This window comes from Sutcliffiella tianshenii (assembly GCF_016908565.1).
GTDB classification, from domain to species: Bacteria; Bacillota; Bacilli; order Bacillales; family Bacillaceae_I; genus Sutcliffiella_A; species Sutcliffiella_A tianshenii.
Window position 1 is genome coordinate 165,360 of the sequence record NZ_JAFBED010000003.1, and the last position, 13,130, is coordinate 178,489.

General features: G+C 44.1%; 9 protein-coding genes. 2 read left to right on the forward strand and 7 right to left on the reverse strand.

Features of this window, described 5'->3' with window-relative positions:
* Window positions 1-108: 108 nt before the first annotated feature.
* The 3 genes from JOC95_RS07835 to JOC95_RS07845 form a co-directional block, all read right to left on the reverse strand.
* On the reverse strand, window positions 109-579 hold the full coding sequence (locus tag JOC95_RS07835; RefSeq protein ID WP_239582779.1) for an NUDIX domain-containing protein: 471 nt from the start codon (window positions 577-579) through the stop codon (window positions 109-111).
* The gene (locus JOC95_RS07840) at window positions 576-1,199 is read right to left on the reverse strand and encodes a histidine phosphatase family protein (RefSeq protein ID WP_204414982.1); all 624 of its coding nucleotides are present in this window, start codon (window positions 1,197-1,199) and stop codon (window positions 576-578) included. The genes JOC95_RS07835 and JOC95_RS07840 overlap by 4 nt, the downstream gene beginning before the upstream one ends.
* Window positions 1,200-1,280: 81 nt before the next feature.
* On the reverse strand, window positions 1,281-2,117 hold the full coding sequence (locus JOC95_RS07845; RefSeq protein WP_204414984.1) for a TetR/AcrR family transcriptional regulator: 837 nt from the start codon (window positions 2,115-2,117) through the stop codon (window positions 1,281-1,283).
* A 100-nt stretch (window positions 2,118-2,217) separates the two neighbouring features.
* Between JOC95_RS07845 and JOC95_RS07850 the strand changes: the two genes are divergently transcribed.
* Window positions 2,218-5,304 carry an efflux RND transporter permease subunit gene (locus JOC95_RS07850; protein ID WP_204414986.1) on the forward strand — a complete coding sequence of 1,029 codons (3,087 nt, stop codon included), beginning with the start codon at window positions 2,218-2,220 and terminating at the stop codon, window positions 5,302-5,304.
* Between the two features lie 73 nt (window positions 5,305-5,377).
* Here the strand turns inward: JOC95_RS07850 and JOC95_RS07855 are convergent, their stop codons facing one another.
* Window positions 5,378-8,818 carry a S8 family serine peptidase gene (locus tag JOC95_RS07855; protein ID WP_204414988.1) on the reverse strand — a complete coding sequence of 1,147 codons (3,441 nt, stop codon included), beginning with the start codon at window positions 8,816-8,818 and terminating at the stop codon, window positions 5,378-5,380.
* On the reverse strand, window positions 8,805-9,071 hold the full coding sequence (locus JOC95_RS07860) for a hypothetical protein (protein WP_204414989.1): 267 nt from the start codon (window positions 9,069-9,071) through the stop codon (window positions 8,805-8,807). Before JOC95_RS07860 ends, JOC95_RS07855 begins: the two co-directional genes overlap by 14 nt.
* Before the next feature lie 192 nt (window positions 9,072-9,263).
* Here JOC95_RS07860 and JOC95_RS07865 point away from each other — a divergent pair, with 192 nt between their 5' ends.
* Entirely contained in the window at window positions 9,264-9,899 is a 636-nt protein-coding gene (locus JOC95_RS07865) for a lysoplasmalogenase (protein WP_204414990.1), read from the forward strand.
* On the opposite strand, the gene JOC95_RS07870 is transcribed toward JOC95_RS07865, so the two are convergent.
* A complete protein-coding gene (locus tag JOC95_RS07870; protein ID WP_204414991.1) occupies window positions 9,900-11,237 on the reverse strand; it encodes a helix-turn-helix domain-containing protein in 1,338 nt (445 codons plus the stop codon).
* A gap of 126 nt (window positions 11,238-11,363) precedes the next feature.
* Window positions 11,364-13,022 (reverse strand): M4 family metallopeptidase, encoded by a 1,659-nt coding sequence (locus JOC95_RS07875; RefSeq protein WP_204415521.1) that lies wholly within the window; start codon window positions 13,020-13,022, stop codon window positions 11,364-11,366.
* Between the last annotated feature and the right edge of the window lie 108 nt (window positions 13,023-13,130).

The window sequence follows — 13,130 nt, forward strand, 5'->3', positions numbered from 1 at the left end:
CACAGCAGATATGCACAATACTGTTTCTCGCTACAGAAAACCGCTGACATGGATCCGCTCAAGAACCAAAATCCCATACAAAAAACAGCCCATCACAGGCTGCTCGCTCTATTGAATCTGACTTTTCACTTTTACCCATAACTCCTTGGTATCGGAATGCGTCAATCTCCGTTCCACTTCTTCCACCTTAAAGAATCTAGCTTCCTTTATTTCTCCATCCAACGGTTGCAGGTTATCCTCATCTCCCAGATATTCCACAAGGAACATTTCTGTTTCCTGTCTTTTAAAGCCGCTTTTTTCGACGATGATTGGCGGAAACGGGAAGCAGATTTTCTCCTCCAGATGCCGCACAATTTTAAATTCTGTGGAACCAGTTTCCTCATGCAACTCTCTCAAAAGTGCTTCCTCAAGGCTGCCATCCTTCTGCTCTATGCCGCCTTTTGGAAAATCCCATTCTCCTCCTGCGGGTCCTTCCCAGTCTTCTAGTAAACTCGCCATTACTTTATTGACCAGCAGAACATTCTGTCCCTTATAGATGACCGCTCCTACGGCTTTTCGAACGCTATCGATCCTTGTCAATGGAAGGTCACCTCCCCGAGATGGGATACATCCCCCTCTAGCAGGATATTAATCTGATTGTCAGAGAGTTCTATCACGGTCAAGCAGGTATCATGGATATAGGCACCCTCCCAGAAACTCTCGAGTTGCAGCTTTTTCATATGTAACAAAAGTGCTTTGATAAATACGGTGTGGGTGACGATAAGAACATTTCCGTCCGCTTGCTCTCTTTTAAGTCTCTCTAGAAAATACACAACCCGGCTCCCCAACTGCTCAAAGCTCTCCCCGGAATCCGGCATATAAAGGTGAGGCGTGTTCCAGAAAGCCTGATAGGCCTGTGGATATGTTTCCTTGAGAAAGTCGTGGGTCTGGCCCTCCCAATCTCCCATATTGATTTCGCGCAGGTTCTCGTCTTGAAAAATAGCAATCTCTTTCTCTCCAAGTATAAACTCGGCAGTCGCCAATGTGCGCTGACTAGGGCTCGAATAGACCGCTGTAAAATCAGTATCTTTCAATCTCTCCCCCAACAGTCGGGCATTCCGCTTGCCGTCCTCAGTCAGCTCCGAGTCCTTCCATCCCTGTAGTTTCTTCTCTGTGTTCCAGACTGTTTCCCCGTGTCTTGTGATGTATAGTGTCAGCATGCCAGTTCCATCCCCTCTACATATGTTTATGTAATATTTTACCTTATCCTTAAACAAAAAAGACAGCAGAAAAAATTCCTGCTATCTTTTTTCATCATAATTCTCCAGCAGATAGGCTACCCATTTGCATCGAGAATCCTTTCGTATGTTCTCTTTCAGTCCTTTGACAATGGCTGCACCGAGGGTAGGATTAATCAGATTTTCCTTTAAGAGCATCAAGGATTCCCTTGCAATAGGCTCCTCCACTTCTGCAATCTTCTGCTCCATCAGATCGAGCAGCTGTTCTTTCGTCATTTCGTTCTGGACAACAGGCAGCCTGAACATTTCCATCAGTTCCCCGGATATGAAGGGAATCGTGGAGTGCTTCGCCAGGAGGTTCGTTTTTTCCACCAACGATCTGGTAAGAAGATCGACATCCAGTTCCAGATTGCCGAAAAGGAACAGCTCGGAATAGATCCTGACAAAGCCCTTGATGCAGTAGATAAGATCATATTTTGTATGAAGGATTTCCTCCCCATATAATCGTTCCACCATCACAAGGAGGCTCTCATCAAAGCGGCTATCGTAGCTGCGCGTTTTCATGATGACCTCTTCATTCAAGTAATGGGCCGGCTCTTTCATCAGGACCTTGGCAAAATCGGAGTGCTTGTAAAATGACTGCAGCATCGTGTAATAGTATTTATATAAAAGTTCTGCTTCATCCACGTTTCTGACTATACGGTCAACATCCGTCAGGATCTCTATCATAAAGTGGTCGATCAGGCCCAGTATCAGCTCATCCTTCGACTTGAAGGATAAGTAGAAGGCACCCTTGGAAATCCCGCAGCGTTCAGTGATCTGCTGGACGGACGTTGCTTCGAAACCTTGTTCGGCAAAGAGCTCGAGCGCCTTTTCCATTATCAATTGTTTTTTCATCATATCTTCGCAGTTCTCCTATATCATTTTCGTTGACAAATGACTACTCAGTCATTAGTATATGTAATTGAGCTTAACAAGTCAATCAGGGGTAGGTGTAACAGTGAAAGGGTTAGTCAATTTTGTATTAAGAAACAAACTGGCAGTGTGGCTTCTTACCATTATCATCACCGTGTCCGGGATCTATTCCGGAACGAAGATGAAAATGGAGACGATACCGGATATTTCGATTCCATTCCTTATGGTCATGGATGTGTATCCTGGTGCCACTCCGGAAAAAGTGATGAAAGACGTCTCCATGCCTATGGAGCAGGCAGTTGAAAATTTGGAGAATGTGAAATCCGTCTATTCCAATTCCTATTCTAACGTAGCAAGCCTGCAAGTGGAATATGAATATGGAATCGATATGGATGAGGCCAAGCGCCAATTGGAATCGGCCTTGGACTCCGTGACATTGCCAGAAGGCGCGCAAAAGCCGACCGTAACGGCGATCAGCATGAATATGATGCCTGTTGTCGCTCTTAGTGTAAGCAGTGAAACAGAGGATATTGTAGAGTTATCTTCAACAGTGGAAGAAGTTCTCCTTCCTAAAATAGAGAAAATTGAAGGTGTTGCTTCTGCAACCATTACCGGTCAGCATATTGAAGAAGTAGAGCTCAGCTATGACCAAGGAAAAATGGCGGAGCTTGGCCTGAAAGAAGAAGATGTGAAAAAGATGATCCAGGCAAGCGATCTGGCTGTATCCTTGGGTCTCTATGAATTTAAAGAAGGCGAAGAAGCCGTGGCAATCGACGGCAAGTTCATGACAGCGGATGAATTGAAGGAAATGCTGATCCCTGTCACACCAAGTGATACGAACCAGATTCCTTTCGTGAAGCTTGGGGATATCGCATCCATCGAAGTGATTGGAAAAGTGCAATCCGTCTCCCGTACGAACGGTGCGGATGCGATTGCCATCCAGATCGTCAAAGGTCAGCAGGCCAACACGGTCGATGTGGTCAATGATGTAAAAGAATTGATCGAAGAAGAACAGGATCGCATCGATGGGCTTGTTGTCGATGTCACCCTTGACCAAGGTGAGCCAATCGAGAAATCGGTAGCAACCATGGTGGAAAAAGCATTATTCGGTGGATTGATCGCCGTGTTGATCATTCTATTATTCCTTCGTGATATCAAATCGACGATCATTTCTATTGTTTCCATTCCGGTTTCCATTTTCATGGCACTATTGCTATTGAACTGGATGGATATCACCTTGAATATTATGACGCTCGGTGCCATTACCGTTGCGATCGGTCGTGTTATCGATGACTCGATTGTTGTAGTGGAAAATATCTACCGCCGTCTCCATCTGAAAGAAGAGAAATTATCAGGACGTGCGCTTGTCCGTGAAGCGACGATTGAAATGTTCAAACCGATCCTGTCCTCGACTCTAGTGACGGTTGCAGTTTTTGCACCGCTTATCTTTGTCGGCGGAATGGTCGGAGAATTGTTCATGCCATTCGCATTGACGATGACGTTTGCCCTTGGTGCTTCCCTATTTGTAGCGATCACCATCGTTCCTGCGTTATCTCACTTCCTTTTCAAGAAAAAGCTGTACAGTGAAAAAACGGAAAGCAATCATCATAAAGAAGCCGGCAAGCTGGCACAATGGTATAAAGAAATCCTTTCATGGACCCTTAACCATAAAATCATCACCTCTATCATTTCTGTCCTATTACTAGTTGGAAGCTTGGCTTTGACTCCAATCATTGGCTTCAGCTTCATGGGCAGCGAAGAGGATAAGGTGATGTATCTGACGTACACCCCGGAAGCGGGCGAGCTGATGGAAGAAACATTGGCTAACGTCGAGGTTGTAGAAAAAGAATTGATGACGCGCGAGGATATTGATATTGTGCAGCTTTCTGTAGCGGAAAGCGGAGATCCGATGTCTGCCATGATGGGCGGAGGGTCGGACGGCGTATTGATGTATCTGATTTTTGATAAAGAAATGGAAAACTTCCCACAAGCACGCGAAGAGGTGGAAGATTATGTGTTCAACATCGGCCAATCCGGCGAATGGAAGAGCCAGAACTTCGCCGCTGCCGGTGGTATGGCATCCAATGAATTGAGCTATACCTTCTATAGTGAAGATCTCGATAAGTTGAATGACGCTGTGAAAATGGTGGAAGGCGTACTGGCTGAAAATGACGGCCTGGAAGACGTTTCCTCAAGCGCTGAGGATGCTTACGTCGAGCATACCTTCAACATTGCCCAGGATGAGCTTCTTCAATACGGCCTGACTACCGGTCAGCTCGTCATGATGCTTAGTCCAAAACAGGAGGAAGTACTGACTACTGTAGAAAGTGACGGGGAATCCATCGAGGTGATTGTCAAGCAGGAAGATACCGAGAGACCTGAGTCCATCGACGATATCCTGGCTAAACCGATCCCGACTGCCATGGGTACGACACTCCCACTTTCCGAGCTTGTGACAGTGGAAGAAGGCACGACGATGAACACCCTTTCCCGCAGTAAGGGTGAGTACCATGCTTCTGTTTCAGGAACCATCGTTGGAGATGATATTTCAAAGGCAACCACAGAAGTCGATGAAGCCTTGGAAGATCTTGATCTGCCAAAAGGTGTGACGATGGAGGTTGCCGGTGTAACAGCAGATATGAATGAAACCTTTACACAGCTTGGATTGGCAATGCTTGCAGCTATTGCAATCGTCTACTTTATCCTTGTTGTCACTTTCGGCGAAGGTGTCGCACCATTCGCGATCCTGTTCTCATTGCCGTTTGCCGTAATCGGCGCATTTGTCGGTCTATTGATCGGCGGAGAGACGATTTCTGTTCCTGTTATGATGGGACTCTTGATGCTCATAGGTATCGTGGTCACGAACGCGATTGTCCTTGTCGACCGCATCATCCATATGGAACGTGACGGCATGACAATGCGCGAAGCGATTCTCGAAGCAGGGGCAACCCGACTTCGTCCGATCCTGATGACAGCAATCGCAACAATCGGAGCTTTGGTACCACTTGCAATCGGCTCAGGCGGTGGCGGATTGATTTCCAAGGGACTCGGAATCACCGTTATCGGCGGATTGACAAGTTCAACGTTATTGACGTTGATTATCGTACCGATTGTGTATGAAGTGTTGTCGAAGATTTTTAAGAAAAATCGTAAAGAGATTCAGGAAAACTGATAAAATATGAAAAACCCAGCTAGGCGGATGCCTAGCTGGGTTTTTTGTTTACCATAACGGGGTCTGGCCCCTATTAGTGCTTCACTGTCATTTTATATGGTTGGGATGTTAAGCTTAATCCATTTTCGTCTGTCCCTGTCACAGTGACGTAGTAGTCTCCGTTCGGATATTCTGTATCCGGATACCAGCGCAGTCCATAGATGGAATGCTCGTTTTCGATGTTGGCTTCTTCCAGAACATTTCCTTCCGCATCCGAGATTTCAAAGTGCCAGTCCAGACGTTTGTAGCCGAATACAGTAATCGAAGCTGGTTTGTTCTGATTGATGTTGCTTCCTGATACAGTCATATAATTGATGAACGGATCTGCATGGAGAAGCTCTTCATTCCCGAAATAGCTCACCCCGGCATTTTGTGCATGATCAATCGCAGATATCATCACGATTTCAGGCTTTACTGAAGAAATATACTCTTTTGCGTATGCAGGCAATGTCTTATAGCTGCCATTTACCCATATTATACTTCCTTTATAGCCTGTTCCCTCTTCTTTTACATCCCACGTGATTTTATATTTCCCATCCTGCTGTTCCTCAACTTTAATGTCTTTTGCAAGGGGTGCAGTAGCATCCACTTTGATTGGCACCTTCACTTCCTGTGGCTCTGCTCCCTCGTAATCGAGCGTACTCGTAAAGACATAATAGTATTGGCCGTCCGGTAGAATATTCCCTTCATCGTCTAGTGAATTCCAGAAAGGATGCTCAAAGCTGTAATAATAATTTCGGTAACTCATGATATTTTTTCGGAAAGGATACGGACTTCCATCTGCAGTGAATTCATTAAAGTTTCCAATTGAAGAGACTTTGTTGCCTTTTTCATCCTGGATACTGAGCGACATTTCCTTCAAATTGCGTAATGCAGTAAAGGATGGGTACGCACCTGAACTGATGGATCTTGATGACACACCAATAATATCCTTGTCAAATGTTCCAGTTGAACTGTCGTATCCCAATGGGAAATTCAATATTTCGTTCCACAAGACTGTATATCCAAGGAACGCATCCCCGGTTACCGGGCTTTCATCTACATTTGAAATGGACCCCCAATCCCCATAATAGCCCATGAAAGGAATGGTCAGATTCGTCAATTCCTTAACGGAGCTTCCTTTCGGAACAAAACGTACAAACCCTTCCACAAAACGGCCTTCACTCAGCTCTTTTGGAAGCGTGACAGAAATCGTTACCTTATCATCACGATGCGGCTTGTATTGGAACTTGCTGTCTACATTTTGCTGCTTCCCGTTTATTTTAACAACAGCGTCTTCTACAGGAATAGAATTTAATGTGAGGTACTCCCTTTCTATTCCATCATAGGTTCTTTTCTCTGTTTCATCGGTTAATACATCCACATAAATTTCATATTGGTGTTTAGCGTGTTCAAGGTTTTTAGCTAACGCTTCTACTTCGAGTGTAAAATCAAAAGTTCGATCAATCTCTTTTAAAGCAACAGATGCAGCCTCTTCCAACGGAACACCAACATGCTGCAGCAAGTAAGGCGTGTTTAATGCCTGCTCGATTTTCATCATGCCTGAACCCTGTCTCCTTGGAGAATACAGCGCATTTTCTTCTTTTGGGTTGGTTAATAGCTCAGAAGTATTCATCAACGCATTTTTAGCTTTCAACACGGTATCCATGTTCTTCGGGAGATTCCATTCCGTGTAATACTTTTGAAGCAGCAATGCGCCGCCACCTGCCACATGAGGACTGGACATGGAAGTACCGCTCATCGTTTCGTATTGGTTATTGATGACGGTTGAACTGATTTTACCACCTGGGGCGGTGATTTCCGGTTTGAAGCTTAAATCAGTTGGTGCACCATAGGAAGAAAACGATGACATTGGCTCGGTTGCCGTATTTTGCACCCATAGTCCTTCGCCTGACAATTGAACAGTCACTTTTTCCCCGCTCTGTAAAAGTTCAACCAGCTTATTACCCATTTGCCGCTCAGTTGTCACAGCAGGAATAGAGTACGGGCTAAAATAGAGGGCTGAATAATCCGGGACAGTTGGTGGCGGAATGACAATTGCAGCAACTGCCCCTTTTCTAGCTGCTTCTACTTGTACGGTTGAGTAGAATGCATAGTGTTGCAATGGTTTAGACAACACAATTTTCCCTTGCAGGTCTAGATCCTTGAAATCATCTCTTAACCCTTGACCTACATAAACCACTTCATATTCCTTGGTAGAATCCAAATGGTCGATCGGTTTTTTGATTCCTGGTTGGATTTGATAGCCTAGTGTACTTCCATCATGTAACTGGAAACCGTCCACCTTCATCAAATCATTTTCCGAAGAAGCTACCTGAAGTGCGTACGGCGTCACCCCAGGATCACCAACAAGGCCGATGTCAGGATTTTTAGCTAATGGAAGCTGAGAGCGTTCCAGTAGATTTTGCTTTGTGCTATACGCTGCATTTCCTGCAGCAGCGACTACCAATACACCGTTTTCTGTTGCATATTGAATGGCTCGTTGAATCGGATCATTGGCATCGACACTTCCAGCTTCCGATCCCAGGCTTAAGTTAATGACATCCGCTCCCACCTCAACAGCATGGTAGATTCCAGCTGCAATGTCATCATCGTAAGCGTAGCCAGCTGTATCAGAGAATACCTTTTCAGCGATTAATTGCACATCCGGTGCTACTCCAACGGCCTTTTTCTGTGACTCTTCAAAGGCACCTACAATCCCGGCTACATGTGTCCCGTGTGAATCCTTGGATGGAATAACATCATTGTCCTTATCCGCCCAGTCATACCCTGTAGGGACCTTGTCCGAATACCAGGTATCATTGATTTCTGTAGCATCCAATAATGCTTGAATGTTATCTTCTGAGAGCTTCGCATTCTTTTTCCCATTTTCCGATAAAGTCATGGCCTCATGGCGGTAATCGATTCCTGAATCGACAATCGCGACTACCATTCCGTCACCGCGATAATTGTATTTTGTCCAGACATTCATCGCTTCGACGAGGTTTTTGCTGTTGACGACGGTCTGTTCATAGGTTTTGGCGATACGGACATCCTTGACGCCTTTTAACGCCTTCACCTTCTCCACATCAGCAAGTGTCGACTCCATACTGAATCCATGGAAACCTTCTGTGTATGTATGTCTTACTTTTGAAGAGGAAGTTCTTGCTTTGGAAAGCCTGTTTTTCACTTCCTCTATCTGTGTTTCAGGAAGTGTTTTTGCCTTTTCGTCCACATCTACTTCTACTACTAATCTCACTTTCTCATTCGGATTGAAACTGGATAGTTTCTCTCCATATAACGGATCATTGGCAAGTTGTTCATTAAACATGTCAAGAACATTTTGGACTTGTGCATCCTTCTGTAACGCTTTCGATTGGACCGCTCCACCTTCAGGCAACTGGAAACCGGCACTTGCCGGTGCGGCTGCTCCATTTAAAAGCAAGACACCTGCAAATAAACCGGAGAAAATCTTTTTCTTCTTACCCTTCATCATTACGCCCTCCCCCAACATTAATTGAATTCTTACTATTCACACTATTAATATTAGGTGTGCAGATACTAGAAGTAAATTGGGGTTTTATTTGGTCATTTCTGCCTGATTTATAAAGTCCTTTTTCCTGTTTTTCATGTTTTAATTCCGAATACCACCCTACAAAAGACCTCATTTTGGCAAAATATGATACTACCATTAAATATTTTATTAAAAAATTACCCCAAATCATCTTACTTGCAAAATAATGAATCATGTACTCCAAATTTACATAACAGACATCCAACCTATGAAAAGGCTCTATTTTGCAATAGTGGAAGATGATAAGATAGGTAAAAAATATAGATGCTTACTGACAAAAAAATACCCCTCCCAATGAAAAGGGAGAGGACATACATTGAACTTTTTATTACTTTCACACATTATCATATCCGGGGGTGCTGCTTTTATGTTTACCATTCTATCTATTTTCACCCTTATTTCAGCTTTTCTCTACTTCTTCGGAATCAAAACAAAGAATCAGAAACTACTATATTTACACAAACCGCTTACCATGCTTTTTATCATATCCCTTGCTGTAAACGGTGCTGCAACTTCCTGGACTGCCTTCGCAATGTGGATGATCATCGGTCTAATTTTTTCCTTGATCGGGGATGTATTTTTAATGCTTCAGAGCGACCGTTTTCTGTATGGTTTGGTATCCTTTCTGCTTGCCCATGCCTTCTATATGGTCGCATTCCTTCAGTTTCCCTCTTTGGGGGAGGGTAACTATCTGCTTTTAGCAATGCTTGCAGTCATCGCACTTCTTTTTCTCCATCGTTTGCACAAAGGAGTGCTGGCTCAAGGCGGCAAGAGGCTGTTTTTTGCCGTTACGTTTTACATTCTGCTTATTTCTTCCATGGTGTGGTTTTCTTTCCTGACGTTCAATCCATGGATGATTACTGCTGCCATTCTTTTTTACTTTTCAGATGCTGCGCTTGCATGGGATCGTTTTGTTAAACCGCTGCTTTTTAGAAGCTACATTGTCATGTCTACTTACTTTGCTGCGCAGTATCTTTTCGCTTGTACTGTCTATTTTCATTGATTATCGAACCAGATGCCACTTCTTCAGAATCTCTCCCACTCTAACTGTTTTTTCATAATCCTTTGTGGCTGCATAGTGGTCATAGAGTTGCTGTCCAAATTTATTCAGCATGGTGAAATGGTCATTTGATTGAAAAAATGGCAATGCTATCTGTTCGATATATTGGTAGTAATCCTCATACTTTTCTTCCAATTTCAATAAGAGCAAACTAAAAATATGTTGATATAAAGGGTTTTTCAGTTTTTGAGCGAGGTGGAATCCATCCCTTGCCTTGGTGTACATGTCGGCTTTTTGCAATATACTACCTTCTATACAGCTATCCAGATAGTTATAGAGCCTATTTAAATAAAGCGAGGATTGTTTTGGAGCCATCAGTAAAGCCTGTTTGAAAAATTTTTCTGCTTGCTGATATTGTTTACGTTTGAAATACTCGAACCCAAGATTATGCAGGAGCATTGCTTTAATGGACGGTTCATTGAGGGAGTCACAATCACTGATAAGGCTCTTATATCTTTCCTCCACATGCTTGAATTCGGTTTTGGTTACACTTCCATACTGCAGAAGCATGACCGATTCGGCCTGAATGGCCCTTCTGAAAGCGTTGGTCCTTTTAAAATAATGAAAGGCCTTTTCCGCGTTGATGTATGCCATCGTGTGATATCCTACCCATTGATAGGCGATGGCAAGATGATAGTGATACTCCTCATTTTTATAAGTTTCTCCATCTATGGATTCCAGAATCTCTATCGCTTTTTTTCGATTTTCACTTAGGAAGGAATTATATTTTTCGAGATAGCATAGTCCTGAAACATGCTTGAACAAATTCTGCTCGAATGCGTCCATTTCTTTTGTTTGATTTTGCAGTGATTTCACCAGCATGCTTGCCTTCTCCTCTTTTTTATGCAGAAGATAATATCTGGCCATGAGCAGCTGATAGAATAGCGCACTCTTGCTCGAAAGAATGGAAGGGTATTTTTCCAGCTCCTCCTTCCTTTCTTCTACTTCCTTCATCCTTTGCATGATGATGGAGATATGCCACTTTTCTAGCTTGCATTTAACATCTCTCATATAGTGGATTTCTTGCGCAATATCCACTCCAAGACGTGCAGAAAATAAAGAGACCAGTTCCGGAGAGTATTTCGTCTGTCCGCGTTCTATCTTACTTACATGTGTTGCCGTACAAATATCTTTGCCCAGCTGTTCCTGAGATAGACCAGCCTTCTTTCTGTAATAACGGATTATCTCCCCTTCATGCATGATTGTCTCCTCCTCTAGATGATAGATACGGTATTCGGGTCTAAAGACCTCCATGACTAGATTAATTTCTTCCCTAAACATCAAACTTCCTTCCTAAAAATAAAAACACTACTTCCTTACTAGAGGTCAAAAGTCCGTCCTCATGACTTGGAACACGCGAAAGTGACAAAAAAATCCACGAGAGTAAACTCCCGTGGAAAACGTTCTTTATTCTGCTGGAACTCCGACTGCATCATATGCCGCGATAACTGCCGCTGTTTCAGGGGAAGGCTGTCCGTTTCGGTCCTTGTACAGGTCTCTTGAAGCTTGGATCGCCGCTTCACGCATGTCCTTGAATCCTGAACTCGGAGTAAGATATAGGGTCAAGGCACGATAGAATATTTTTTCCGCCTTTGTACGTCCGATACCTTGCACAGTCACTCCGTAATGGGTGCCGCCATCTGTAATCAGGTAGGCTGCCTTATTGTTGATGCTGCTATTGATATGGACCCCACCACGATCCAATGTTCCAAGATATCTGTCGTCATAATGATCCGGGTAATGTCCGGATGGTAGATAGGTAGTACTTAAACGAACGGATGTTGGATCACTCAAGGAACGGAGACCACCATCCCCAGGTATATTCGGAGTGTAGATATCCTCACCCATATCCCAATCCACTGTGCCTGTTGCGTACATTTCACCGTATGCCCCAAAGATATCCGCAAGCGACTCATTAATAGCACCTGACTCATCCTGGTAGATGAGGTCAGTAGTATTTTCAATCACCCCATGCGTCATTTCATGGCCGGCAACATCCAATCCGCCAGCAAGGGAGCCCAGGATGATTCCATCGCCATCTCCATAAAGCATCTGCTTCCCGTTCCATGCCGCATTATTCCACTTGGAGCCGATGTGAACCGTGCTGATCAGTCTCATCCCTTTGTCATCCAAGCTATTGCGCTTATGGATCTTCTGGAAGTAGTCATTGATTTTCATAGAATTGGTGTGGGCGGAAACAGCTGCAGGGTCGGCGAAGAAGCTGTTGCCTGTTTCCACTTCAAACCCGGTGAATCCAAATAGCGCAGACAGGAGTATGAAAGGTGTTTCTCCCATACGACGAGCATCATAGGTGCTGACTCCTACAATATTAGGGTTTGTAGTTGTGCCTCCGCTGATATGCGGTGTGTGCATATACGTTTTATTCGTCGTAGCGTCTTTTACTGCAATAAAGTTCTGCATCTTACCGAATACATTCAAACCCTTTACCGGAACCGGCTCTACATCCGGCAGTTCAGCCTCATGCAATGCATTGAACTCCTCGATTACATCCCCTGTCGTTGCATCGATAAAATAGTGGAAATATCCTGGAGCCGGAATGGAAGTGGAAGCAGTGATCACATATGCCAAACGGTTTTGAAAGATCATCAGCTCAGATTCGATTCCGTCATACCCTTTTACCTCTCCGATTTCTGCTTCTACACCTTGCTTCACAATGTCAATCGCTTCCTCTTCCGAAATGGAAGCTTCAGTCGGGATCAGGCTGCGGCCAAGGTTCTGTGTCACTTTTCCAAATGAGGCAAAAACATCGTTGTTTGAATTCAGCGCAACAGTTTGTCCTGTTCCATAGATTGGAATGCCTTTGTACTGTTCGATAGTACGTACATGGTATGTATTGGTCGCACTATCCGTATATTCGCTGATAATTTTGAACTGACTTCCTGTTCCCAACGATTTTGCCTGGACACCTGTCAGCTGGGATTGAAGATAAGCTTGCACAACCTCATGCTTGCTTAACCCCTCCGCTTGAAACAATACCTGTGACTCTTGGGCAAAAGTAGACCCTGAAGGCAATACTCCCCCTCCAAAAGCCAGGGATAGTGCCATGACAGTTGGAAGCACAACCTTCGTTTTCAGATGCTTCTTTTTGTTCTTCTTCAATTCGCTTCACCTCTTGTTCAAATTGGGTTGGCCTAGCAGTTCTAATTATTGAGA

Bases quoted from the DNA above. Each gene is read 5' to 3' on its own strand.
- JOC95_RS07840 (WP_204414982.1), bottom strand. From the start codon at position 1,199: ATGCTGACACTATACATCACAAGACACGGGGAAACAGTCTGGAACACA.
- JOC95_RS07845 (WP_204414984.1), bottom strand. From the start codon at position 2,117: ATGATGAAAAAACAATTGATAATGGAAAAGGCGCTCGAGCTCTTTGCC.
- JOC95_RS07855 (WP_204414988.1), bottom strand. From the start codon at position 8,818: ATGATGAAGGGTAAGAAGAAAAAGATTTTCTCCGGTTTATTTGCAGGT.
- JOC95_RS07860 (WP_204414989.1), bottom strand. From the start codon at position 9,071: ATGATTCATTATTTTGCAAGTAAGATGATTTGGGGTAATTTTTTAATA.
- JOC95_RS07865 (WP_204414990.1), top strand. From the start codon at position 9,264: ATGTTTACCATTCTATCTATTTTCACCCTTATTTCAGCTTTTCTCTAC.
- JOC95_RS07870 (WP_204414991.1), bottom strand. From the start codon at position 11,237: ATGTTTAGGGAAGAAATTAATCTAGTCATGGAGGTCTTTAGACCCGAA.
- JOC95_RS07875 (WP_204415521.1), bottom strand. From the start codon at position 13,022: ATGGCACTATCCCTGGCTTTTGGAGGGGGAGTATTGCCTTCAGGGTCT.